The organism is Methylobacterium sp. 142-1Y (assembly GCF_057747795.1).
In genome coordinates this window covers 3,134,783-3,157,620 of the sequence record NZ_CM173224.1, presented here as the reverse complement: position 1 = coordinate 3,157,620, position 22,838 = coordinate 3,134,783, and the positions used below count along the sequence as shown (strand labels likewise).

General features: G+C 73.1%; 19 protein-coding genes. 8 read left to right on the top strand and 11 right to left on the bottom strand.

The window, feature by feature from the left end; genetic code table 11:
• Nucleotides 1-4: 4 nt before the first annotated feature.
• Genes AC3AOF_RS14305 through AC3AOF_RS14280 form a run of 6 tightly spaced genes read right to left on the bottom strand, consistent with a single transcriptional unit; the run spans nucleotide 5 to nucleotide 5,566 of the window.
• Nucleotides 5-1,336: an STM4012 family radical SAM protein gene (locus AC3AOF_RS14305; RefSeq protein ID WP_488348879.1), complete on the bottom strand. Its 1,332-nt coding sequence runs from the start codon at nucleotides 1,334-1,336 to the stop codon at nucleotides 5-7.
• Nucleotides 1,333-2,139, bottom strand: coding sequence for an STM4013/SEN3800 family hydrolase (locus AC3AOF_RS14300; protein WP_488348878.1), 807 nt, complete (start codon nucleotides 2,137-2,139; stop codon nucleotides 1,333-1,335). The genes AC3AOF_RS14305 and AC3AOF_RS14300 overlap by 4 nt, the downstream gene beginning before the upstream one ends.
• On the bottom strand, nucleotides 2,136-3,278 hold the full coding sequence (locus AC3AOF_RS14295) for an STM4014 family protein (RefSeq protein WP_488348877.1): 1,143 nt from the start codon (nucleotides 3,276-3,278) through the stop codon (nucleotides 2,136-2,138). Before AC3AOF_RS14295 ends, AC3AOF_RS14300 begins: the two co-directional genes overlap by 4 nt.
• Nucleotides 3,275-4,201: an STM4015 family protein gene (locus tag AC3AOF_RS14290; protein ID WP_488348876.1), complete on the bottom strand. Its 927-nt coding sequence runs from the start codon at nucleotides 4,199-4,201 to the stop codon at nucleotides 3,275-3,277. Before AC3AOF_RS14290 ends, AC3AOF_RS14295 begins: the two co-directional genes overlap by 4 nt.
• 54 nt (nucleotides 4,202-4,255) lie before the next feature.
• On the bottom strand, nucleotides 4,256-5,263 hold the full coding sequence (locus tag AC3AOF_RS14285) for a DUF6745 domain-containing protein (protein WP_488348875.1): 1,008 nt from the start codon (nucleotides 5,261-5,263) through the stop codon (nucleotides 4,256-4,258).
• 6 nt (nucleotides 5,264-5,269) lie between these two features.
• Nucleotides 5,270-5,566 (bottom strand): hypothetical protein, encoded by a 297-nt coding sequence (locus AC3AOF_RS14280; RefSeq protein WP_488348874.1) that lies wholly within the window; start codon nucleotides 5,564-5,566, stop codon nucleotides 5,270-5,272.
• 330 nt (nucleotides 5,567-5,896) lie between these two features.
• Between AC3AOF_RS14280 and AC3AOF_RS14275 the strand changes: the two genes are divergently transcribed.
• Nucleotides 5,897-7,129, top strand: a complete 1,233-nt coding sequence (locus AC3AOF_RS14275; RefSeq protein ID WP_488348873.1) for a CaiB/BaiF CoA transferase family protein — start codon at nucleotides 5,897-5,899, stop codon at nucleotides 7,127-7,129.
• A gap of 31 nt (nucleotides 7,130-7,160) precedes the next feature.
• Nucleotides 7,161-7,670: an OsmC family protein gene (locus AC3AOF_RS14270; protein WP_236990181.1), complete on the top strand. Its 510-nt coding sequence runs from the start codon at nucleotides 7,161-7,163 to the stop codon at nucleotides 7,668-7,670.
• Between the two features lie 253 nt (nucleotides 7,671-7,923).
• Here AC3AOF_RS14270 and AC3AOF_RS14265 read toward each other — a convergent pair whose 3' ends face one another.
• Nucleotides 7,924-9,990, bottom strand: a complete 2,067-nt coding sequence (locus AC3AOF_RS14265) for a peptidoglycan DD-metalloendopeptidase family protein (protein WP_488348872.1) — start codon at nucleotides 9,988-9,990, stop codon at nucleotides 7,924-7,926.
• A 355-nt stretch (nucleotides 9,991-10,345) separates the two neighbouring features.
• On the opposite strand from AC3AOF_RS14265, the gene AC3AOF_RS14260 reads away from it, so the two are divergent.
• Nucleotides 10,346-10,930 carry a HupE/UreJ family protein gene (locus tag AC3AOF_RS14260; RefSeq protein ID WP_488348871.1) on the top strand — a complete coding sequence of 195 codons (585 nt, stop codon included), beginning with the start codon at nucleotides 10,346-10,348 and terminating at the stop codon, nucleotides 10,928-10,930.
• 52 nt (nucleotides 10,931-10,982) lie between these two features.
• Here the strand turns inward: AC3AOF_RS14260 and AC3AOF_RS14255 are convergent, their stop codons facing one another.
• From AC3AOF_RS14255 to AC3AOF_RS14240, 4 genes are all read right to left on the bottom strand, one after another.
• Complete coding sequence (locus tag AC3AOF_RS14255; protein ID WP_488348870.1) at nucleotides 10,983-11,813, bottom strand: class I SAM-dependent methyltransferase; 831 nt, start codon at nucleotides 11,811-11,813, stop codon at nucleotides 10,983-10,985.
• Nucleotides 11,814-11,904: 91 nt separating this feature from the next.
• Nucleotides 11,905-12,381, bottom strand: a complete 477-nt coding sequence (locus AC3AOF_RS14250) for a Ros/MucR family transcriptional regulator (RefSeq protein WP_488348869.1) — start codon at nucleotides 12,379-12,381, stop codon at nucleotides 11,905-11,907.
• Nucleotides 12,382-12,584: 203 nt separating this feature from the next.
• Nucleotides 12,585-15,743, bottom strand: a complete 3,159-nt coding sequence (locus AC3AOF_RS14245; RefSeq protein WP_488348868.1) for an efflux RND transporter permease subunit — start codon at nucleotides 15,741-15,743, stop codon at nucleotides 12,585-12,587.
• A 14-nt stretch (nucleotides 15,744-15,757) separates the two neighbouring features.
• Complete coding sequence (locus AC3AOF_RS14240) at nucleotides 15,758-16,711, bottom strand: efflux RND transporter periplasmic adaptor subunit (protein ID WP_488348992.1); 954 nt, start codon at nucleotides 16,709-16,711, stop codon at nucleotides 15,758-15,760.
• A gap of 252 nt (nucleotides 16,712-16,963) precedes the next feature.
• Here AC3AOF_RS14240 and AC3AOF_RS14235 point away from each other — a divergent pair, with 252 nt between their 5' ends.
• The 5 genes from AC3AOF_RS14235 (at nucleotide 16,964) to AC3AOF_RS14215 (ending at nucleotide 22,829) form a co-directional block, all read left to right on the top strand.
• Nucleotides 16,964-17,287, top strand: coding sequence for an ArsR/SmtB family transcription factor (locus AC3AOF_RS14235; protein ID WP_488348867.1), 324 nt, complete (start codon nucleotides 16,964-16,966; stop codon nucleotides 17,285-17,287).
• Between the two features lie 151 nt (nucleotides 17,288-17,438).
• Entirely contained in the window at nucleotides 17,439-17,861 is a 423-nt protein-coding gene (locus tag AC3AOF_RS14230) for a YeeE/YedE family protein (protein ID WP_488348866.1), read from the top strand.
• Nucleotides 17,862-17,864: 3 nt separating this feature from the next.
• A complete protein-coding gene (locus AC3AOF_RS14225) occupies nucleotides 17,865-18,311 on the top strand; it encodes a DUF6691 family protein (protein WP_488348865.1) in 447 nt (148 codons plus the stop codon).
• 402 nt (nucleotides 18,312-18,713) lie between these two features.
• Nucleotides 18,714-21,218, top strand: coding sequence for a magnesium-translocating P-type ATPase (mgtA, locus tag AC3AOF_RS14220; RefSeq protein ID WP_488348864.1), 2,505 nt, complete (start codon nucleotides 18,714-18,716; stop codon nucleotides 21,216-21,218).
• 18 nt (nucleotides 21,219-21,236) lie between these two features.
• Nucleotides 21,237-22,829 carry a bifunctional aminoglycoside phosphotransferase/ATP-binding protein gene (locus tag AC3AOF_RS14215; RefSeq protein WP_236990190.1) on the top strand — a complete coding sequence of 531 codons (1,593 nt, stop codon included), beginning with the start codon at nucleotides 21,237-21,239 and terminating at the stop codon, nucleotides 22,827-22,829.
• Nucleotides 22,830-22,838 lie beyond the last annotated feature (9 nt).

Genomic DNA, 22,838 nt, shown 5'->3' with positions numbered 1-22,838 from the left:
GCGTTCACCGGAGCGCGAAGGCGCGCATCCGCTCGCGCGTGCCCGCGGCCTGGAGCCAGGGGCCGATCGCATCCGAGCGTTCGAGGCCGGCTTCATTGAGCGCGAGGGTGCCGGCCTCCAGCGTGGCGAGCCCCGCCTCGATCAGGCCCGCCAGCTCCGGCAGGTCGTCGAGGAGCGGGGTGCCGAAGCGTTCGGCATAGGCTCCCACGGAGAGCCCGGAACACTGGAGCAGGTGCATCAGCACGAAGCGGCGGCGCCGGTCCTCGTCGTCGAGCCAGGCGCCGTAATCGGCCCGCCCGTGCCGGCCGGCCTCGCGGGCGACGTAATCGGCGACGATCTCGGCGATGCCGGCCTGTCCCACCGCGTAGGCCGTCGAGTAATGCAGGGCGGCGGTGTAGGAGCGCGCCCCGGCGCCCAGTCCCACCATGCCGTCGCGGGCGCAATCATAGGCGGGGCCCCACACCGCCTCGGGCTCGCGCCGGAACATCCGCATCGAGACCTGGGCATAGCCGGCGGCGCGAAGCCGGTCGCGGGCGGCGCGGTAGATCGCGAGGCGGCGCGCATCCCAGGCCCGGTCGTCCTCCGTGGAGCCGCCGCGCCGGCCGAGCCCGGTCAGCGGCCGAACGTAGAGGGGATAGAGAAAAAGCTCCTCCGGCTCCCAGGCCAGCGCCGCCTCTACCGAGTCGAGGAAGCGCGCGGGCGTCTGCCCGGCGGCGCCGTAGATCAGATCGATGTTGAGCACCGGGATGCCGGCGTCGCGGATCGCCCGGAGCGCTGCCTCGACGGCGTCGCGCGATTGCGGCCGGCCCATCGCCCGGGTCTCGTCGCCGCGAAACGACTCGACCCCGATGCTGATGCGCTCGACCCCGTGCGCCCGCAGCACGGCGAGGCGGTCCGGCGTGGTGGTGCCGGGCGCGGTCTCGACCGAGGTCGGGACCAGGGCCGGCGAGGCGCCGAAGGTGGCCCGCAGGTCGCAAAACAGCCGGTCGAGGTCGGGCGGATCGAGGAAGGTCGGGGTGCCGCCGCCGATCGCCATCCGGGCGACCCGCAGGGGGCCGAGGCTCTCGGCGACGGTCTCGGCCTGGAGCCGCAGGGCATCGAGATAGGGTCCGACACGTCCCTCGCCCCGGGTCAGGGTGAACAGATTGCAGAAGCCGCAGCGCATCGGGCAGAACGGAATGTGGACGTAGAGGAACAGTCCGGTCTTCGGCTCCTCCGCCCACACCTCGCGCAGGGGCACCGGCCGGGTCAGCGGCCGGTAGGCGGTCTTGTGCGGATAGGCATATTGGTAACCGCCATAGACCGGCCCGGCGAGGATCGCCGCCGCGTGGCTCATCGCATGCCCTCCAGGATGAATTCGGCGTAGGGCACGTCCCAGACCGACGGATGGGCGAGGCGGTGCCCGTGATAGCCGTCCTCGCCGAAGGCGGTGCCGTGATCCGCGCAGACGATGCAGAGGGCGGGAGCCCGCCGCCCGAGGGCCGCGAAGAGTGCGCCCAGGGCGCCGTCGGCATGGGCGAGCGCGGCCTCTTGCGTCTCCGGGCTCTCCCGGCTCGCCCCGGGCCGGTAGTGGCGGGTCGGGGCGTGGGTCGCCGAGACGTTGACGAACAGGAACAGGCGCCGCTCCGGGGGCAGGGCCGCGATCCGCTCGACCGCGAGGCCGACCTGCGCGCCGGTCGAGTCGCGCGCCTGCACGCCGAAGCCGGGACGCCAGTGGCTTTCCAAGAACAGGCCCGGCAGCACGCGTCCCAGGGCCGTCCGCTGGTTGAAGAAGCCGACGCCGCCGATGCAGAGCGTGTGGTAGCCGCGCCCGGCAAGCCCCGAGACGATGTCGGGCGCGTCGAACACGGCGGTGTCCGGCCCGGTGGTACGGCTGCCCTCGAAGGCCAGCGCGAACAGGCGCGGATGGGGCCCAGGTGCGGCGGGCGTCGGCAGGAAGCCGGCGAGGATCGCCTGGTGGGCGGCGTAGGTGAAGCTGCCCGGCGCATGGCGGCGCTCCCAGGCCCCGCCGGGCAGGAGGCGCGCGAGGTTCGGCGTCCGGCCCGCCGCGAGCGCGGCCTCCGCCACGTCGTAGCGGAGCGAATCGAGTGTCACGAGCAGGATGTCGTGCGTGCCCACAAGGTCGGCGGCCCGGATCACGCGGCAAGCCCCAGCGAGCGGCGCCCGGCGATCCAGGCGGGCAGGCACGCGACCTGCCAGCCATAGGGGTCGTGCCCCGCGAAGGCGACGCGGCGGATCAGGTCGCCGAAGGCGTTCGCCTCGAAGAAGACGTGACGGCGCAAGCCCACCGTGAGCGCGACGTCGAAGGCGACGTGGAGATTGCCGGGAAGACGAGCGGCGAAGCGGCGGCAATCCGCCAGCATCGCCTCCCAGGCGGCGGGCGGGGCGAGCGCCCGCAACACCTCCGCATCGGCCCGGCGCCCGCCGAGATCGAGGTTGGTGATCGGCCCGCCAGCGAGGCGAAGGACGATGTGGGCCGGCTCGCCCGCCACCACCAGCACCCGCAGGTCGCACGGGCGCCCGCCGATCGCCGCCTTGGGCACCCATCGCTCGACATGCGTGTCCTGCGCCAGGATCGCGTCGACGAGGGCGACGGCTTGCGGCCCGCGCAGGCGCCGCAGCCGGTGGGTGTGGTGCAGCGTGCCGTCGCCGGGCGCGTGCTCGGCGCAGGAGAGCGCCACGATGTCGTTGCCGGCGACCGCGAGCGCGACGATGCCCGCCGCCCCCGAGCTGTAGCGCGGCTTGACGAAGACCCGGGAGAGCCCGCCCGCCCGCATCGCCGCGCGCAAGGCCTCGAAATCGTCCACCGGCGGCAGCGCCCGCGGCACCGGCAGTCCCGCCGCCAGCATGGCGTCGTGGCAGGCGCGCTTGTCGTAGAGCAGGGCGACTGCAGCGGCGTCGTGGGTCGCGACGATTCCGGGCGGCAGGATCCGGCGGGCAAGGCGAATCGCCGCCGACAGCCCATTCTGCACGGCATGGTCGGGGCGCAGCCGCGTGCCCGTATCGCCACCTGATTCTTCCTCGGCGCCGGCGAGGCGCAGGAGCGCCCGGCGGATGCGTGAGGCGCCGCCGGGCGAGTCGAGGCGCAGCAGGCCGCTTCCCTCCGGGAAAAAGCCGGCGAGCCGGTCCGGCGCCTCGGCGAAGCGGGCATAGTCGAGGACGTGGGCGGGCGGCAGCCCGGCCCGCACCAGGGCGGCGTTGAACCCCTCCGCGCGCTCGCCATCCCCTTCCCCGAGGATGACGGAGGGCGCGAGCGGGGAGCCGGCGGGAACCGTCATTCCGAGACGGCGATGCTGCGGTAGATCGTGCCGCCGTATTCCTCCTCCTCCTGCCGGTCGGAGAGATCGACCGCCGGCCCGAGCGTCTCGAGCCGCCCTGTCGTGGCGTCGGTGAGGAAGTGGTGGTGCAGGTCGAGCCGGGACAGGCGCGCGACCGCGGGCGAGGCCAGCAGCGCCTCGGCGCCCCGGTCGGTGAGGTTGCCGAGCGACAGATCGAGGGTGGTGATCCGCTCCAGCAAAGGCGCCTGGGCGAGCGCGACGGCGAGGTCGTCGGCATAGGCGCAGTCGCGTAACGCCAGGGTCTCGAGCTTCGGGAACAGCCGGCCGGCGAAGAGATCGGCGAAGTCGTCCGGCGTGGTGTCGCCGCCGTATTCCTCAGTACCGAGCCAGAGTTCGAGGTGGCGCAGTTCCGGCGCCCCGGCGGCAAGCGCGTCCCGCACCGCCCGGCGCGGCAGCCCGCCCGATTCGAGGATCAGGGCCGTCAGATGCGGCGCCTCGAACCGGCCGAGGGCCAGGTCGGTGCCGCCGCGCACCTGCAGGTGCTCCAGGTTCGGGAAGGCGGGCCAGAGCGCCGACAGGTCGCTCTGGTTGATCCAGGAAATCTCGTTCTCCTCCGAGACGATGTCGCCGAGGAAGAGCGCGCGCAGGTTGGGGACGCGCTCGGCATAGGTCACCAGCGCCTCGACGACCTCCTGGGACGAGCCTTGCGAGTCGTCGCCCTGCCAGTAGCCGATGACGATGGCGTCTGTCGCCTCGATTCCGGGGAGGCCTGCGTAAGCAGCGAGCAGCATCGGGACGCTGTCCTCGGAGTCGTACTCGATGCGGAAGCGCGGTACGGCGCGGGCGACGTCCCACGCCTCGGTCCCGCTCTGGAAGTCCTCGACCGGCTTGCCGAAGAAGGTGGTCAGGTTCTCGTAGGGCATGGTCCCGGCTCCTCGGGCACGATGTCAGGCAAAGGGGCGAGCGAGGTCGGGGGCTCAGGTCTCGACCAGCGGCGCGTAGTCGGCCGGGTCGTCGAAGCCCGCCGTCCAGGCCACGGCCTGGTGGCAGGTGGTCATGGTCGGCGGGACGCGCAGGAAGTAGCGCCGCCCGGTCGAGGGGCAGCCGACCGAGACGCAGACCAGGGGCTCGTCGTTCTCGAGCGTCACGCGCAGGAGCCGGCGCTCGCCGCCCGGGTCGTGGTCGGCATCGAGTTCCTCGGCCGCGGCCGCCGCCATGAAGGCCTCGAAGCCGAAGCGCTCCAGCATCACCCGCCGCCGCTCGGCGTTGCGCTCGGCCAGGATCTCGCCGATCCCGAGTTCGTGCGGCCGGAAGGCGATGCGGGTATCGACCGGCACGCCGCGCCAGCGCAGGCCGACCCCGTCGAGATGGGCCGGGAGCGCCGTGAGGCCCGAGCCGGCGACGTCGATCCACGAGGTGACGCGAAACCCTTCCGGGACGCGGTCGATCCGGCCGCAGCCGGCGATGTCGAGTTGCGCGACCGTTCCGCGCTCGGGCAGGGCGTCGATGAGCGCGCAGTCCCGCAGGTCGAGCCGGCCGCCGCGCAGGGCGAGATCGCCGGGCAGCCGGGCGAGCGCGGTGCAGCCCGCGAGATCGAGGAAGGCCGGCGACAGGCCGGGCGGCAGGCGCTCCAGGGCGAGGCAGTCGCGCAGGTCGACGATGCCGGCGCGCAAATCCGCCGGCAGGGCCGTCAGCCGGTGGCAGCCGCGAGCCGAGAGCCGGTAATCGATCCGCACGCCGTCGGCGATGCGGGCGACCGCCCCGCCGTCGAGCACCAGCTCGCGGCAGCGAAGTGCGCCGCCGATCTCCTCGATCCGGCTCTCGGGCGCCAGGATCCGGTGGCAGACGAGGCCGTCCGGCAGGGTGCGGGCGGCCTCGTTGCGCGGCATGTCGAGCCGGTCGAGCGGGGCGGCGGCCTCCAGCGGGCCAAGGGTCTCGTTCGGGCGCAGCACGCGCCGGGTGGCGGAGGGCGGTCGGCGGCTCACCGGCTTTCAGTCCTGCACGGTCACGATGCGCTCGGGCGTGTATTCGCGCTGCCGCCAGACCCGGTAGATGCCGCGCGCCAGCGTGATCGTGCCGTGCTCGTCGTGGACGACGCGGGCTCGCTCCGCCTGCACGTCGAGGTAGAAGCAGTTCTCGCCGGCGAACAGGGCGGCGGGATCGGCGACCCGGTGGCTGTGGCCGGTGATCTCGCCGTGGGCGAGCACGGTGTGCGGCAGCGGCCGCTCGGCGGCCTCCTGCGGCAGCGCCGGAATTTCCTGGATGAAGATATCACCCTGTCGCCACATGGCGGACTCCGCTGGTTGTCGAGAGCAGCGGCCGGCGATGGCGGCGGCTGTTCCTTATCCGGCTGATGATCGCAGGTGCGCGTTCGGTGAGGAGAAAGCCCCGATCGTCGAGGCCGTCGGAAATATTATTTGCCCGGAACGGTAGCCCGAGGGTCGACTTCCGGTCAACCATCATCGCGCGATGCGCGCAAGCGGCAGGTCATGCGACCGCAGCGCGAATGCCTGTCGGGCCCTCGCCGTCCCGCGCCGAGCTTGCGGCGGGCGGCTGCCGGGCGGACATACGGGAGGCACCGGGCGGGGCGCGCCGCTGCCCGATCGAGGAGAGGTGTGATGCTGTTCGACCCCGACGACCTGCCGCTCGCCGGCATCCGCGTACTCGACCTGTCGCGGGTGCTCGCCGGACCCTGGTGCGCGCAGGTGCTGGGCGATCTCGGCGCCGACGTCATCAAGGTCGAGCATCCCGAGCGCGGCGACGACACCCGCGACTGGGGCCTGAGGACCGGCGCGACCAACACCTCGTATTTCGACAGCGTGAACCGCAACAAGCGCTCGATCGGCGTCGACCTCGCCGACCCGGACGGTCTCGCCCTGGTGCGGGACCTGGCCCGGCAGGCCGACGTGGTGGTGCAGAACTTCAAGACCGGCGGCGCCGACCGGCTCGGCCTCGGCTACGCGGCGCTCGCGGCCGAGAACCCGCGGCTGATCTACTGCTCGGTCTCGGGCTATCCCTCCGACGGGCCGGAAGCCGCGCGGCCGGGCTACGACCTCGTGGTGCAGGGCGAGGCGGGGTTGATGTCGCTCAACGGCGAGGCCGGGCGCCCACCGCTCAAGTTCGGCATCGCGGCGGTCGACCTGTTCACCGGCCAATACGCCGCGCAGGCCGTGCTCGCCGCCCTGTTCCAGCGCGAGCGCACCGGGCGGGGCCGCCTGGTGGAACTCGCCCTGTTCGATTGCGGGCTGGCGATGACCTCGTATTACGGCCTCGAGACGATGGTACGGGGGCACGATGCCGACCGCTTCGGCAACGCGCATCCGTCGATCGTGCCCTACGGCGTGTTCGAGACCGGCGATGGGCCGATCGTGCTGACGGTGGGCAACAATGCGCAGTACCGCCGCTTCTGCGAGCAGGTGCTGGAGCGGCCCGACCTCGTCACCGATCCGCGTTTCGCCACCAATCTCGACCGTTCGAAGAACCGCGCCGTCTTCGTGCCGTTGATGGAGGCGGAGCTGGGCAAGCGGAGCCGGGCCGATCTCCTCGCCCGGCTCGCCGCCGCCGGCATCCCCTGCGGCGAGGTGCTGGGCCTGCACGAGGCGCTGACCTCGGAGCGGGCGCGGCGGGCCGGCCTCCTCCAGCCCCAGGGCGGGGAGGCGATCGCCGAGGCGCATGTCCTGGTGCCGCCCTACCGGCTCGACGGCCGCCGCCTGCCGGTGCGCCGCATGCCGCCGGCCCTCGGCGGCGCGGACGGCGAGATCCGCGAGAGCCTGGCCGCCGGCGAGGGGGGCGAATCGATCGGGGGAGTCCGCTCCCGTGGGCCCTGGCCGGTGACCGGCGCGGGATGCTAAGCCGTTCGCCCATAAACAGGGAGGATACCCGATGGACGCCACCGAACTGCGCTCGCTCCAGGCCCCGATCAAGGACCGCTACCGCGGCGATCCGGAGGCGGCCGTCGTCACCCTGACGGCGCAAGGCTCGCTCGATGACGGCGGCATCGCCTGCAAGGTCGAGACCGGCCGGGCGCTGGCGGTAGCGGGCCTGCATCCGGCGAGCGGCGGATCGGGCGCCGAGCTCTGCTCCGGCGACATGCTCCTCGAAGCGCTGGTGGCCTGCGCCGGCGTGACCCTGAAGGCGGTGGCGACCGCCCTGGAGATCCCGTTGCGCAAGGGGCTGGTCAAGGCCGAGGGCGACCTCGATTTCCGCGGCACGCTCGGCGTCGACAAGGGGGCACCGGTGGGCTTCCGGGCGATCCGGCTCAGCTTCGAGGTCGATTCGGACGCGCCGCAGGAGAAGCTCGATCAGCTCTTGAAGCTCACCGAGCGCTACTGCGTGGTGTTCCAGACCATCAACCAGAAGCCGCAACTGGACGTGGTGATGACGCGGGGGTGAGGGGAGAGCCCGGAGGGGGAGCCGAGCCAGGATGCCCGCTCTCGAGCAGCTCTGTTCCATCCCATCCGCGACCTCATCCTGAGGTGCTGGCGATCGAAGATCGCATTCGAACGGAGTGAGCCTCGAAGGAGGGCTCCGGGGATCTGAGCGATTATTGGAGCCATCCTCCGATGCCAGTCGATTTTCAATCGACTGGCATCGGAGGATGAGGGCGAGGTCTGGACAGAGAGGCTCGATACATCGAACCGCACCCTCAGCGCATCGCCTCGCGCTGCGCCAGTGTCGTCGGTGCGCCCGATTTCTGGATCAGCCCGTCGATCTGGTCGCGCTGGCGGCGGAACTCGGCGAGGAGCCTCCCGTCGAGCTCGCGGCCGCGCGGCACGCGGATCTTCATCGGGTCGACGAAGTGGCCGTTGATGATCACCTCGTAATGCAGGTGCGCGCCGGTCGAGAGGCCGGTGGAACCCACGTAGCCGATGATCTGGCCCTGGCGCGCCTTGGCGCCGGCGCTGACGCCGCGGCCGAATCGCGACATGTGGTTGTAGGTGGTGACGTAGCCGTTGGCGTGCTGGATCTCGACCCGGCGGCCGTAGCCCGAATCCCACTCCGCCTTGATGATCGTGCCGTTGCCGGCGGCGAAGATCGGGGTGCCGATCCGGATCGACCAGTCGACGCCGGTATGCAGCTTGGCGTAGCCGAGCACCGGGTGGCGGCGATAGCCGAAGCCGGAGCTCATGTTGCCGTCGGCGACCGGCTTGCGGATCAGGAACTTCTTGAGCGACCGGCCGGCCTCGTCGAGATAGTCGACGCTGCCGTCGTCGGGCGACTGGAAGCGGTAGATCCGCCGCGATTCGCCGCCGAGATTGAGGGCCGCGAACAGGATGTCGGGCCGCTCCGCCGAGCCGCCGGATTCCTCGTCGTAGGTATAGAACAATTCGATCCCGTCGCCGGTGGCGACGCGGCGCTGAAAATCGACGTCGTAGCCGAAGATCCGCACCAGGTCCTCGACGGTGGAGCGCGGCAGGTCGTGGCGCGCGGCGGTCTCGTACAGGCTGGCGTAGAGGCGCGCGCCGGTGCCGCCGTCCTCGTCGTCCTCGGCCTCCGGCTTCGCCGCCGGCTTCTGCGCGGTGCCCTCCGGCACCGGCGGGGCCACCGACACGAAGGCGCCGCGGTCGTTCATGGCGGCGATCGCCTCGACGCCGGATTCGCCGTAGAGGATCACCCGGGTGAGCTGGCGCGGATCGCCGGCCCGGGGCCCGGGGCCGACCTGGAGCCGCATCTGCTGGCCCTCGCCGACCGCGCCGGAGCGGACGCGGGTGCCCAAAGCCGCCAGGATCGGGCGGATCTGCTCGTCGAGGCCGCCATTGGCCCTCAGCACGCCTTCAAGAGTCTCGCCGCGCTTGATCGCGACGTCGCGATCCTCGACCAGCGGCGCGTCGCGCTCGCGCTCCATCTTGGCGAGGTCCGTGACGTTCTCGCGCATCACCCGGACCTCGATCGACTTGAACGGGCCGGACGCGCCGCCGAAATCGCCGCCGCCGTCGAGGCCCGGCAGCGTCGCCATGCTGCGCAGGGTGCGCGACAGCATCAGCTGGGGGGCGATCGGGAGCGCCGCGCGCCGCCCGGCCTCGGCGGCGAGGCGCCGCTCCTCCTCGATCTGCGCCGCCACGTCCTCGTCCGAGAGGGCAGGGGAACCGGTCGGCACCGCGAGGTCGCCGAGATCGCGCTTGACCACCGATACCTCGGCATCCGGCGCGTCCGCATTCGTCGCGGCCTGCGCCTCCGGGGCGCGGTCGTTGCCCGGATCGGCGAAGAAGCGCATCGGATCGAAGGCTGGAATGTCGGTCGCCGCCATCCCGGCGGTGGCCGAGAGCGCGGTGGCGATCCGCACGAAGGGCCGGACCTTGATGATCTCGCGCTCGCCGGCCCTCAAGGTCACCGGGGCCTTGAAGCTCTGCTTGGCGAGCGCCACCATCGGGTTGCGCACCAACCGGTCGCCCTTGCGGGCGAGGTTGGTGCCGCCCTCGCTGGCGACCGGGCGGGGCGCCACGGTCACGGCCTGCGGCAGCTCCGCGAAGGTGATCTCGCCCTGCAGCGAGACCCAGATCGCGGAGCCGATCAGGCCGGCGCCGGTCATGCCGGTGAGAACGCAGGCCGTGAGCCAGCGGAGATTCACGTCGCGCCGGTCGGAACGGGGCGAGGCGGCGCCCGAGAGGTCGAGCGGCGGTTCGCGGCCCGGATCGGCGGACCGGCCGCGGGGCGCCTGCTGGGATCCGACCGGGTCGAGCCGCGCGCGCTTCACCGTCTCTCCTTCGCTCATCCGTTCCGGCGCCGCCGCGGACGAGCCACGACGGCGGAAGGACGCTTCGGTACGCTTCCGCAGCGCCGCGACCATGCGTGGCCCAGGCAGGGAAATCAACGGCGGGCGGGAGGCGGTCCCCAACCGGCGTCACGCTCCGATGCGGTCCTTGTGCGAGGCTGTCTCTCCGGTGCCAGCATGTCAGGATTGAGGCGTCGGGATCGGGGCGCGCGGCGCCGTCCCCGGCCCGGCCCGTTTTGCCGCAGATCGTGTCCCATGGCCGCCGCCGCGGCCCGGACCAGTTTCGTTCACGCCCCGGCTTGCGGTACGGTTCCTGCACGACGGTTTCGCCACCCCGCTCCGGGAGTTCTCCATCATGCGTCGTCACGCCGGCCTCGCCGCCGCCCTGCTGCTCCTCTCCTCCCAGGCCGCCCTGGCGCATCCGGGCCACGGCGACGCCGCCGGGCTCGCGCAGGGCTTCGCCCACCCTTTGAGCGGGGCGGACCACCTGCTCGCCATGGTGGCGGTCGGCCTGCTGGCGGCGGCGCGGGGCGGGCGGGCCCTCTGGGCGGTGCCGCTGGCCTTCCTCGGCATGATGGCGGTCGGCGGGGCGCTCGGCGCCGCCGGGATCGCGCTGCCCTTCGTCGAGGCCGGGATCGGCCTGTCGGTGGTCGCCTTCGGCCTCGCGGCGGCGTTCGGCGCCGGCCTGCCGCTGGCGGCGGCGCTCGCCCTCGTCGGGGCCTTCGCGGTGTTCCACGGCCATGCCCACGGCGCCGAGATGCCCGAGAGCGCCTCCGGCCTCGCCTACGGACTCGGCTTCCTCGCCGCGAGCGCGCTGCTGCACCTCGCCGGGATCGGCCTCGGGCTCGCCGCCGGCCGCGTCGCGCAAGGGCGCGCGTTGCCCTTCGCGGGGGCCGCGGTCGCGGTGGCGGGCGTGGCGGTGCTGGCCGGCGGCGTCTGACGGACCGGACGGCCGGGGATCGACGACCGGGGCGACCGCGCGGCGGCCCCGGTCAGCCCGGATTGACCGCGGTCGCGAGCCAGCAGGCCGCGCCGAGGCTCACCGGGCGATCCGCCGGCATCGCCTGCCGCAAGGCCGCCACGGCCCGCTCGCGCAAGGCCGGATCCTCGATCTCGCGCAACAGCCCGGCGATCGGCCCGACGGTGGCGGAGAAGCGCGCGGCTTCCTCCGCGTCGGCCCCGATCGCCACCGGATGGTCGATGGGTGCGACCGCGGCGCTCGCGAAGCCCGCCTCTCCCAAAAGCGCGACCAGCGCGTCCCCGTCCGCGAACCGGAACGGTCCTGGGCTTCCCGGCGGCGACGGAGCCGGCTCGGGCACCACGCTCAGCACCGCGCCGCGCGGCACGCTCACCCAGGGATTCTCGGACAGCGCACGCCAGCACAGGATCGCGAGGCGCCCGCCCGGCCGCAGGGCCCGCCGGATATTGGCAAAAGCCGCGCGCGACTCCTCGAAGAACATCACACCGAACCGTGACAGCGCGACGTCGTGTTCCGGTGCGAAGGGATGTCTCTGGGCGTCGGCCTCGATCCAGGTGATCGCCGCGCCGGTGGCCGGGCGGGAGCGGGCCCGGGCCAGCATCGGCCGGGACACGTCCACCGCCGTCACGGCCCCGCCGGGCCCGGTGCGCGCCGCCGCCAGGAGGGCTGTCTCGCCGCAGCCGCAGCCGATATCGAGCACCCGCTCGCCGGGCGCCAAGCCCGCGCCGTCGAGCAGGGAAACGGTCAGGGGCGAAAAGACCCGGTCGAGCGCCGCCTGCATGTCGGCCCAGCGGGTGCCGACATCGCCGTTCCAGTATTCGGCCTGGGTGATCGGCTCCGGCATCGGCGGAAACCCTCGTCGTCTCACGGCTGTTCCGCCGACGCTACACCCGCGCGAGGGGAGAGGCGAGGCCGGATAGCCGTCAGGCCGTCGATCAGGTCGATTTCCTGGGCCGCCCGCGCCGCCCGGACGGGGCGGGGGCGCCCTCGCCGCCCTCGGCTCCGCGCAGGCGGCGGCGGCCGAGCCCGCTGTTCTTGGCGAGTTCCGAGCGCTGCGAGGCGTAAGTCGCCGCGACCATCGGGTAGTCGCGCGGCAGGCCCCATTTCTCGCGGTATTGCTCGGGCGTGAGGCCGCGGCCGGCGAGGTGGCGCTTGAGCGTCTTGTAGGGCTTGCCGTCCTCGAGGCTGATGATGTGGTCCGGCGTCACCGTCCGGCGGATCGGGATCGGCGGCTCGGGCTTCGGCGGCTCGGGCGGAGGCGGCGCCATCAGCTGGGTCAGGGTGGTGTGGATGGCGCCGATCATCGGCGGCAATTCGTTCGGCGGCACCGCATTGTTGGACACGTAAGCCGTGATGATCGCGGCACACAAATCGACGACGCGGTCACCAGAGCCATTCTCTTCGACGTTCATCGCCCCACCCCGTCTGCATTCGCGATAAAGAATGCATGACAACGGTCAAACGTCAAACAGACTGCGCGGCCATGGAGGTTAATCCTGTGGACGTAACCGTTCTTCATCAGTCAACCGCGATGCACGGCCACTAACTTATGTTTACGGATGAGGCTACGCTCTTCGATGTAGGACGCCGGGACGGAACGACCGGCGGGGCCGCGTCACGCCACGGTCGGGCACGGCCGAAACCGCGCGAAGCGTTGCGCCAGGACCGGCAGGACCGAGAGATTGAGGAGCGTCGAGCTGGCGAGCCCGCCGAGGATGACGATCGCCATCGGCCCCTCGATCTCGCGGCCGGGCTCGCCGGCGCCGAGCGCCAGGGGCAGGAGGCCGAGGCCGGTGACGAGCGAGGTCATCAGGATCGGCACCAGGCGGTCGGCGGCACCCTCGATCGCGGTCGCCCTGCTCCAGGGCCGCCCCTCGACCAGCACGAGATGCTCGTAATGGGCGATCATCATGATGGTGTTGCGCAGCGAGATGCCGAACAGCGTCACGAAGCCGACGATGACGCCGAGGGAGACGAGGCCGCCGGTCGCGGCGACCGCCAGCACTCCGCCGACGATGGCGAAGGGCAGGTTGACGAGGATCAGCATCAGGTTGGCGACGGACCCGGTGACGACGGCCAGCAGCAGCAGGATCCCGAGCCCGGCGAGGCCGGCATAGAGCGCGAGATCGCGCCGGGCCTGGGCTTGCGCTTCGCCTGCGCCGCCGATGCCGACATAGACGCCCGGCGGCAGCGTCAGCTCCCGGTCGATCTTGCGCTTCACCGCCTCGGTGAACGAGGCGATGTCCCGGCCCTCGACGTTGACCGTCACCACCCGCACCCGTTGCGCCCCGTGATGCGCGATGGCGTAGCGCCCCATCGTTTCGTAGACGTCGGCGACCTGCGCCAGGCGGATGGTGCTGCCGCCGGGGGTGCGCAGGGGCAGGTCGCCGAGGCTCGACAACCGCGAGCGGGCGGCAGGAGCGAGGACGACCACGACGTTGAAGACCGCGTTGCCTTCGTAGGACTGGCCGACCGTGTCGCCCTGGAAAGCGGTGCGGGCGAGTTCCAGCACCTCGACCGCGTCGAGGCCCCAGTGGCGCAGGTCGGCGGAGCGCAAGGCGATGGTGATCTGCGGCAGGCCGGCGGGTGAACGGAGCTGGATGTCGGCGGCACCCCGGACCTCGGCGACTTCCCGCGCCACGTCCCGGGCCGCCGCCTCGATCCGGTCGAGATCCGCCCCGTAGATGCTGACCACCACAGGCGCCGTGAAGCCCGACACCACCTCCTCGATGCGCTCGGTGAGGAAGGTCTTGAGCGAGAAGGTCGCGCCGGGAGTGGCCGCCATCAGCGCGTGGATTCCCGCCTCGGCCCGCTCCTGGGCCTCGCCGTCGAGGCCGGGCGCGAGGTCGATGTGGATCTCGCTCTCATGCGTCCCGCCGAGATCGTAGCCGGCTTCGGCCCGGCCGACCTGCTGGGCCACGGCCCGCACCCCGGGGACCGCCTTGAGGCCGGCCGTGACGCGGCCGCCGAGCCGCAGGGTCTCCTGCAGGGAGGTGCCGGGCGCGGTCGCCATGTGGAGGATGAAGTGCCCCTCCTTGAGGTCGGGCAGGAAGGCCCCGCCGAAGGACGGCACCGGGACCGCGCTGCCTGCGACCACGAGCAGGCCCACCAGGCCGACGAGGACGGGGTGCCGCGACAGGCGCTCGAGCAGCCGGACGTAGACCCCTCGCACCGCCCGGGTGACCGGCGGCTCCCGGGCCGGCAGGTCTTTTCGTCCGGCCAGCAGCAGGCGCGCGAGCGCCGGCGTGAGCGTGAGCGCCACGGCCAGCGAGGCCAGCACCGCCAGGATGTAGGCCAGCGCCAGGGGGCCGAACAGGCGGCCGGGCACGCCCGAGAGCGCCAGCACCGGCAGGAAGACCAGCAGCACCGCGAAGGTCGCGTAGGCGACCGAGACCCGGACCTCCAGGATGGCCTCGATCACCACCCGGGCCTCCGGCCGGGGAATCGCGCGGCGCCGGTTCTCCCGCAGGCGGCGCATCGCGTTCTCGACGCCGATCACCGCGTCGTCGACGACCTCGCCGATGGCGATGGCGAGCCCGCCGAGCGTCATGGTGTTGAGGCTCTGGCCGAACGCCCCGAGCACCAGGACGGCGCCGATGAGCGAGAGTGGGATCGCCGTCGCGCTGATCAGCGCGGTGCGCCAGTCGAACAGGAAGACCGCCAGCACGACGACGACGAGGATGCCGCCGAGCGCCAGGGCCTGCAATACGTGGCCGGTGGCCTGCGCGACGAACTCGGCCGGGCGGAAGAGGTCGTTGCGTAAGGTGATCCCGTCCTTCGTGAGGCCGGGCTGCAGCTCGGCGAGCGCCGCCTCGACGCCGGCCGCGACCTCGACGGTGTTGGTGCCGACCTGCGCGCCGATCATCATCAGGACGCCCGGCTTGCCGTCGACGAGCGCGCCGCTGATCGCCGGTTCCGGACCGGCGGCCACGTCGGCGACGTCGCCCAGCACCACGCTCGCGCCGCCCTCGTTGATCAGCACCGTGCGTGCCACCGCCGCCGGGGTCACCGCCTGCCCCTCGGTCTGCAGGGTGATGCGCTGGTTCACCGTGTCGATGAAGCCGGCCCCGCGGATACCCGTCGCCCGGCGGCCGGCGGCGAGCACGTCGTTGAGGCCGAGGCGGAAGCGGATCAGGTCCTGCGGCCGGACCTGGATGCGGATCGAGCGGACGTCGCCGCCATAGACCAGCACCTCGCCCACCCCCGGCGCCGCGAGGAGCCGCAGGCGAACCCGCCAATCCGCCACCGTTCGCAGGTCCATGAGCGAGCGGGTCTCGGAGGTGAGGCCGGCGAGCAGGATCGCGCTCGTCGAGGAGGTCAGGGCCGTCATCGCAGGCGCCGCCACGCCCTGGGGCAGACGGCCGGCGAGCCCGGCCAGGCGCTCGCCGACGAGCTGGCGTGCCCGGTAGATGTCGCTGCCCTGCCGGAAGGTCGCGACCACCACCGAGATCCCCTGGATCGAGTTCGACCGCAGGGTGGCAAGCCCGGGCAGGCCGTTGACGGCGCCCTCGACGGGCTGGGTGACCAGCACCTCGACCTGCTCCGGGTTGAGGCCGGGTGCCTCGGTCTGCACCGTGACGCTGGGCGGGGCGAATTCCGGGAAAACGTCGTACTTGGCCGCGCTCAACGAGAGGAGGCCGTAGGCGACGAGCGCGAGCGCGAGGGCGACGACGATCCCCGGCCGGCGCACGGCGAAGGCCACCAGGGCGGCCTGAAGGCCTGCGGGCTTACCGGCCGGCGGCAGCTCGGTCGGGGTCGGATCGGGGGTGGTCACGCGGGGGCTGCTTTTTAATCGTCGTCGGTGTCGCCGGAGGCCTGGACCTGGCCCCTCAGCTCCTCGCTGAGCACCGCCTGCGGCCCGGTCACCACGATGTCCGCCTCCGGTCCGAGATCGTCGACCACGTAGCGGTCGGCGGAGATCGGCGCGTCGGCTTTGAGCGGATGCCGGGCGAAGGTGTCGGCGCCGACGCCGCGATAGATCCAGGCGCCGCCCTGCCAGTGGATCACCGCGCTTTCCGGCACCGCGATCCCGACGCTCTCCCGCGGCGAGGTGAGGAAGGCCTGCACGCTCATGCCCGGCAGGAGGCCGGCCTCGCCGGCGACGAGGTAATAGTAGCCGACGCCCTGGATGCGCTGGTCGGTCCGGGTCGCCGGCGAGACGAAATGCAGGGTCACCCGCTCGCTCTGGGGCGGCACTTCGGCGGAGGCCGTGGCCGGGGGCGGCTTCATGGCCTCGCCGGAGGGAAGCGTCACCTGCACCAGGAGGTCCGCCCGCTCGATCAACCGGGTGACGAGGGGGGACCGCTCGACGATCGCCCGGCCCAGCACCGGCCCCCATTCCTGCTGCGCGGTGGCGGCGAGGGTCCGCAGCTGCGATTCGGCGGCCGCGACCGCCGCCTCGTCGGTGTGCACGCTGCCCTCGACCGTCTCCAGCTGCGCGCCGGCGACGACCGTGGGGCCGAGGCTGCGCGCCCGGCGCAGGGCGCCGGCGGAGACCTCCGCCCGGGCCCTGGCGGTGCGCAAGGAGGCGACCGCCCCCGCATAGCTGTTGGTCAGATCGGTGATGCGGGCGGGATCGAGGACGCTGCCATAGGCCAGGATCTCGATCCTGTGCGGCTGCGCGGCGAGACGGTCCGTCACGACGCCGATGCGGGCGCGCTCCTCGGCGGTCAGCCGCACGGCGACGCGGCCGCTCTCCGGCAGGAGTCGGGTCCGCCCCTGGCCCGGCGCCGGTCCGGCCATGGCGGCGCAGGCGCACAGCACCAGCCCCGCGGACAGCACTGCCCGCCGCATCGTCACGCCTCCCCCATGCCCGTCCGCCCTCGCGCGGAAAGCCGCTTTTGCAACGCCGCTTCTGCCCGGCTTTGCGCGAGCGGTCCACCCGAGGGGGAGAGCTCTCGACGCGCCCGCGGGCCGGCCGCCGGGGGACGGGGCGGCGACATCCTATTAGGATCGCCTCATCGAGCGGGGCCTGATGGTCCGGGAGACGAGCCGATGGATGCCGCGACGCCGACCGACCTGACGCGCCTTCAGGACAAGGCCGCCGAGGCGGCGCACCTGCTCCGCCTCCTCGCCAACGAGAAGCGGTTGCTCATCCTGTGCCTGCTGATCGCCCGCGGCGAGATGGACGTGACGAGCCTTGCCAAGGAGGTCGCGCTGAGCCAGTCGGCCCTGTCGCAGCACCTCGCCAGGCTCCGCGAGGACGGGCTGGTCGCGTTTCGCCGCGAGAGCCAGACCCTGCATTACCGGCTGGAGGATCCCCGAGCCGCCCGGGTGCTGGCGACCCTCAAGGACATCTTCTGTCCCGGCCTCGGCTGACCGGGCCGTGCCGGGCGGACGTCTCCGTCTTGACGGTACATTAGAATTATCTAATTTAATATCGTCTCGTTCGAGATGACGATGGGCCATCGGCCCCGCGGGCCAGGCGGTGCCCGTCGTTTCGACCCCGCGGCGATTCGGAGCGATCACCATGGACGGCTTCACGCCCCTCTGCGCGACCCTCGGCGGGTTCATGATCGGTGCGTCCGCCTCCCTGTTGCTGGTCCTCAACGGACGCATCGCCGGCATCAGCGGCATTCTCGGCGGGCTCATGGCCGCGCCCTCGCGCGACACCGGCTGGCGGGCCGGCTTCCTCGCGGGTCTCGTCCTGGCACCGCTCGCCTACGGCCTCGTCGCGAGCCTGCCCACGGTGACGGTCGGCGCCTCGTTGCCGCTCCTGGCGCTCGCGGGCCTGCTGGTCGGGTTCGGGGCGCGCCTCGGCTCCGGCTGCACCAGCGGCCACGGCGTCTGCGGCCTCGCCCGCCTGTCACCCCGCTCGATGGTCGCGACCGGCACCTTCATGGCCGTCGCCATCCTGACCGTCCTCGTCACGCGCCACCTCGCCGGGGCGTGAGCCATGGCCCAGACCGTCTCCGCCTTCGCCGTCGGCCTCCTGTTCGGCCTCGGCCTCCTCGTCTCCGGGATGAGCGACCCGGCCAAGGTCCTGGCCTTCCTCGATCTGGCCGGTCACTGGGACCCGAGCCTCGCCCTGGTGATGGCGGGGGCCGTCGCGGTCTCGGCCCTGGGCTTCGCGATCGCGCGACGCTGCGGCCGGCCGGTGCTGGCATCCCGGCTGGAGATCCCGACCCGGCGCGACCTCGACCCGCGCCTCGTCGCCGGTGCGGCGATCTTCGGTCTCGGCTGGGGCCTCGCCGGCCTGTGCCCCGGGCCCGCGCTCACGCTCCTGACGATCGTGCCGGCCCAGGCCGCGACCTTCGTAGCCGCCATGGTCGTCGGCATCCTGCTGGTCCGTCTGGTACCTTCCGCGACAGCGACGCCGTCCGAGCCCGGAACCGACGCGTGATACGACTTCCGGAAGATCGCTTCCTGAAGTCGTATCGCAAGCCCGCGACGGTGAAGCTTCGCCTCACACGCCTGAGCGAAGCCGATTTCCGCATCGCGAAGCGAGTGTCGGAAATCGTATGACGCAGGGCCTGCGGGCGGCCCGCAGGACGAGGGGCGGGCCCGGACGGGTTGCGCTGGATCAAGGCAGGGACCGGCCGTACGCCCAGAGTGGCCGCACCGGCCGCGGGGCGCCGGAGGCGGAGACCGGCCGATGCTGCGGGACGACGTGCGATCCTGGACCGCGCAGCGGGTCGGCGCGTCCACCGGCTCCAAAAACCGCCCCGGCACCTCCTCCGAGACCCGTCCGCCGGAGCTCCGGTTTCCCGGACCCGGCCCGTCCGGATCGCCGGGTCCGGCGCCGATGTTCTGGACCCTCACGCCCGAGGCGTTGGGCGCCCGCCTCGCCTGCGGCCCGGACGGGCTGACGGTCGCGGAGGCGGGGCGACGCCTGGAGCGCCACGGGCCGAACCGCGACGCGGAAGCCCGGGTCGACGGTGCGGCGCGGGCGGTGCTGCGCCGGATGGGCGAGCCGCTCGCCCTCATCCTGACGGCGGCCGGCCTCGTCACCGTCCTCACCGGGGACTGGGCCGGCGGGGCGATCATCATCGCCATCCTGATGCTGTCGATCGGCCTCGACACGATCCAGGAAGGCCAGGCCTTGAGGGCGGCCGAGGCCCTGCGGCGCAGCGTGGCGCTCAAGGCGGAGGTCCGGCGCGACGGCGCCTTCCGCGTCGTCCCGGTCGACGAGGTGGTGCCCGGGGACGTGATCCGCGTCCGGGCGGGGGACATCGTGCCGGCGGACGCCCTGGTGCTGGCGAGCTTCGGCCTCACCGCCGGGCAGGCCGCGCTCACCGGCGAGCCCTATCCGGTCGAGAAGCGGCCGGGGCTGGTCGCGGCGACGAGCCCGGCCGAGGCCGTGAACGCGCTGTTTCGCGGCTCCGTGGCGCAGAGCGGCGAGGCGATCGCCCTCGTGGCCGCGACCGGCCGCGACACGCTGTTCGGTGCCGCCGCCGCCTCCCTGTCGGAGGAGGCGGAGCCGTCGCCGTTCCAGCGCGACCTGCGCGACCTCGGCCTCCTGATCGCCCGCCTGACCCTCGTGCTGGTCGTCGGGGTCATCGCCGTGCGCGTCGCCTTCGGGCGGCCGGTCGTCGAGTCGATGCTCTTCGCCGTGGCGCTGGCGGTCGGCCTGACGCCCGAATTGCTGCCGATGATCACCACCGTGACCCTCGCCCGGGGGGCGCTGCGGATGGCGCGGCGCAAGGTCATCGTGAAGCGCCTCGCCGGCATCCACGATCTCGGCGAGATGACGGTCCTGTGCACCGACAAGACCGGCACCCTGACCTCGGCCGAGATCACCCTGGCGAAGAGCCTCGACCCGGCGGGCGCCACTGCTGCCCGGCCGGCCCGGCTCGGCGCCGTGGCGGCGGCGCTCGGCGGCGACCGCGGGCCGCTCGACGCGGCGCTCACCGACGCCAGCCCGCAGGCGGCGACCGGCTGGCGGCTGGTCGGCCAGCGCCCCTTCGACTACGCGGAGCGGGTCGGATCGGTCCTGGCCGAGGGGCCGGAGGGGCGCCTCCTGATCGTCAAGGGCGCGCCGGAGGCCGTGCTCGCCCGCTGCAAAGCCCGGCGCGACGGCGAGGGGATCGGCGCGCTCGGCGAGCCGGAGCGCGCAGGCATCCTCGCCCGGGTCCACGGGCTCGCGGAGGAGGGCCTGCGCAGCATCGCGGTCGCATCCGGCACGGGCAGCGAGACCGCTCTCGTCTTCGAGGGACTCTGCGCCTTCGCCGACCCGCCGAAACCCGGCGCGGCCGCGGCGCTCGCGGCGCTCGCCGCCGCGGGCGTGCGGGTCAAGATCCTGTCGGGCGACGATCCCGTCATGGTGCGCCGCCTCGCCGGGCTCGTCGGGCTCGCCGCCGACCGGGTGCTGTCGGGGCCGGAGGTGGCGGGCCTGAGCGACGAGGCGCTCGCCGTCCAGGTGCGCGCGGTCGACGTCTACGGGCGGCTCAGCCCCGACCAGAAGGTCCGCATCGTCCGGGCGCTCCAGGCGGGCGGCGAGGTGGTCGGGTTCCTGGGCGACGGGATCAACGACGCGCCCGGCCTGCGGCACGCCGATATCGGCCTGTCGGTCGCGGGCGCCAGCGGCGTCGCGCAGGAGGCTGCCGACATGATCCTGCTCGCCCCGGACCTCGCCGTCGCGGCGGATGGCGTCGCCGAGGGGCGGCGGACCTCGGTCAACATCCTGAAGTACATCCGCATGGGGGCGAGCTCGAACTTCGGCAACATGCTGTCGATGGCGCTCGCGGCGGCGTTCCTGCCGTTCCTGCCGATGCTGCCGATGCAGATCCTGCTCAACAACCTGCTCTACGACCTGTCGGAACTCGGCATCCCGTTCGACCGCGTCGAGCCCGACGGCACGGCGCATCCGCAGGCCTGGGACCGGGGCGCGCTCCTGCGCTTCGCCGCCGTGATGGGCCCGCTGTCGTCGCTGTTCGACGGCCTCACCTTCGGCGTGCTGCTCCTCGGCTTCGGGGTGGGCCCGGAGGTGTTCCGCACCGCCTGGTTCCTGGAATCGATGGCGACGCAGATCCTGGTGATCGTCGTCATCCGCACCCATGGGCGGCCGTGGCGCGACCGGCCGGGCGCGGCGCTCGCGGCCTCCTCGCTGGCAGCCCTGACGGTCGCCCTGGCGCTGCCGTTCACGCCGCTCGCGGGCTGGCTCGGGTTCACGGCGCCGCCTCCGGCGATCCTCGCCGCGGTCGCGGCGATCACGGCGGCCTATCTGGCGGCGGCCGAGGCGGTGAAGCCATGGGCGATGGGACGGTGGGCGATGGGGCGGTCTTGCGCCTCCGCCGATCCCCGCGCCTGACGAGACGGGAGGAGACCGATGCCGGCAGGCCCGCAGATCGAGACCCTGGACTTCCTGACCCACCGGCTCGCGGGGGAAGGGCCCCTCGAGCGGATCGACACCCACGCCTCGGTCGTCCTCATGGCCGGCGACCAGGTGCTGAAGCTGAAACGGGCGGTGCGCTTTCCCTTCCTCGACTTCTCGACCCCCCGGCGCCGGCTCGCCGCGTGCCGGGCCGAGATCGCCGCCAATGCCCGTGCGGCGCGGCTCTATCGCGGCGTGCACCGGATCACCCGCGGCACGGAGGGCGGCCTCGCCCTCGACGGGCCCGGCCCCCTCGTGGACGCCGTGGTGGCGATGCGGCGCTTCCCGCAGGACAACCTGTTCGACCGCATGGTGCAGGACGGGCGCCTCACCCCGGCGCTGGTGACCGACCTCGCCCGGCGCCTCGCCGCGCTCCATGCCGAGGCGCCGGCGTCCAAGGCGGGCGGCGCAGCCGCGATGGCCGATCTCGTCGCGCTCGGCGACCGCAGCCTGCGGGCCTGCGGCCTCGTCCCCGACCGGGAGGTGGATGCGCTGACGGACCTTTTTCGGAGGCGGCTCGCCCGCCACGCCGACCGGCTCGACGCGCGGCGCCGGGAGGGGAAGGTCCGGCGCTGCCACGGCGACCTGACCTTGCGCAACATCTGCCTGTTCGAGGGTGTGCCGACGCCGTTCGATGCCCTCGAATTCGACGAGCGCCTCGCCACGATCGACGTGCTCTACGACCTCGCCTTCGTGGTGATGGACCTGTGGCATCGCGGCCGGCCCGACCTCGCGAACCTGCTGCTCAATCGCTACCTCGACGAGACCGACGACGCGCCGGATGCCGGCCTGATGCCGTTCCTGATGGCCGTGCGCGCGGTGATCCGCGCCCATGTGACCATGAGCCAAGCGACGGCGAGCCAGGCGACCGCGAGCGAAGCGACGGCGAGTGAGACGGCCGCGACGGCTGCCCGCCGCGAGGCGCGGGCCTATCTCGCCCTGGCGCGGGATCTCCTCGCCGAGCGGCCGGCCGGCCTGGTGGCGGTCGGCGGCTTGAGCGGGTCCGGCAAGTCGACGCTCGCGGCGGCCCTGGCGCCCGGGCTCGGTGCGCCCCCGGGCGCCCGGATCGTGAGCAGCGACCGTACCCGCAAGCGCCTGCACGGGGTCGTGCCGCTCACCCGCCTGCCGCCGGGCGCCTACGCGGCCTCGGTCTCCGAGCAGGTCTACGCGACGATGCGGGACGAGGCCGCCCGGGTCCTGGCGGGGGGGACCTCGGTGGTGCTCGACGCGGTGTTCGACCGGCCTGCCGAGCGGGAGGCGGCTGCCGGTTTGGCGGCCTCGTGCGGGGTGACGTTCCGGGGTCTCTGGCTCGAGGCCCCGCTCGCCACCCTGACGGCGCGCGTCGCGGCCCGGCGCAACGACCCGTCCGACGCCACGCCCGCCATCCTGGCCGCCCAGGCCCGGCGCGATTGCGGCACGATCACCTGGCGCCGCCTCGATGCGGGGCTGGCGCCGGAGAGGCTGGCCGGCGACGTGCTGCTTGCCGAAAACCTCGCCGGGGCGGCGGAGCCCGCCGTGCGCGCGGCCCTCGGTCGTGCGTCGGCATGACGGGACGCC

What these genes read in the sequence shown, in the direction of transcription:
- AC3AOF_RS14305 (WP_488348879.1), bottom strand. Translation starts at nt 1,336, where the DNA reads ATGAGCCACGCGGCGGCGATCCTCGCCGGGCCGGTCTATGGCGGTTAC.
- AC3AOF_RS14295 (WP_488348877.1), bottom strand. Translation starts at nt 3,278, where the DNA reads ATGACGGTTCCCGCCGGCTCCCCGCTCGCGCCCTCCGTCATCCTCGGG.
- AC3AOF_RS14290 (WP_488348876.1), bottom strand. Translation starts at nt 4,201, where the DNA reads ATGCCCTACGAGAACCTGACCACCTTCTTCGGCAAGCCGGTCGAGGAC.
- AC3AOF_RS14280 (WP_488348874.1), bottom strand. Translation starts at nt 5,566, where the DNA reads ATGTGGCGACAGGGTGATATCTTCATCCAGGAAATTCCGGCGCTGCCG.
- AC3AOF_RS14275 (WP_488348873.1), top strand. Translation starts at nt 5,897, where the DNA reads ATGCTGTTCGACCCCGACGACCTGCCGCTCGCCGGCATCCGCGTACTC.
- AC3AOF_RS14270 (WP_236990181.1), top strand. Translation starts at nt 7,161, where the DNA reads ATGGACGCCACCGAACTGCGCTCGCTCCAGGCCCCGATCAAGGACCGC.
- AC3AOF_RS14265 (WP_488348872.1), bottom strand. Translation starts at nt 9,990, where the DNA reads ATGAGCGAAGGAGAGACGGTGAAGCGCGCGCGGCTCGACCCGGTCGGA.
- AC3AOF_RS14260 (WP_488348871.1), top strand. Translation starts at nt 10,346, where the DNA reads ATGCGTCGTCACGCCGGCCTCGCCGCCGCCCTGCTGCTCCTCTCCTCC.
- AC3AOF_RS14255 (WP_488348870.1), bottom strand. Translation starts at nt 11,813, where the DNA reads ATGCCGGAGCCGATCACCCAGGCCGAATACTGGAACGGCGATGTCGGC.
- AC3AOF_RS14250 (WP_488348869.1), bottom strand. Translation starts at nt 12,381, where the DNA reads ATGAACGTCGAAGAGAATGGCTCTGGTGACCGCGTCGTCGATTTGTGT.
- AC3AOF_RS14240 (WP_488348992.1), bottom strand. Translation starts at nt 16,711, where the DNA reads ATGGCCGGACCGGCGCCGGGCCAGGGGCGGACCCGACTCCTGCCGGAG.
- AC3AOF_RS14235 (WP_488348867.1), top strand. Translation starts at nt 16,964, where the DNA reads ATGGATGCCGCGACGCCGACCGACCTGACGCGCCTTCAGGACAAGGCC.
- AC3AOF_RS14230 (WP_488348866.1), top strand. Translation starts at nt 17,439, where the DNA reads ATGGACGGCTTCACGCCCCTCTGCGCGACCCTCGGCGGGTTCATGATC.
- AC3AOF_RS14225 (WP_488348865.1), top strand. Translation starts at nt 17,865, where the DNA reads ATGGCCCAGACCGTCTCCGCCTTCGCCGTCGGCCTCCTGTTCGGCCTC.
- mgtA (WP_488348864.1), top strand. Translation starts at nt 18,714, where the DNA reads ATGTTCTGGACCCTCACGCCCGAGGCGTTGGGCGCCCGCCTCGCCTGC.
- AC3AOF_RS14215 (WP_236990190.1), top strand. Translation starts at nt 21,237, where the DNA reads ATGCCGGCAGGCCCGCAGATCGAGACCCTGGACTTCCTGACCCACCGG.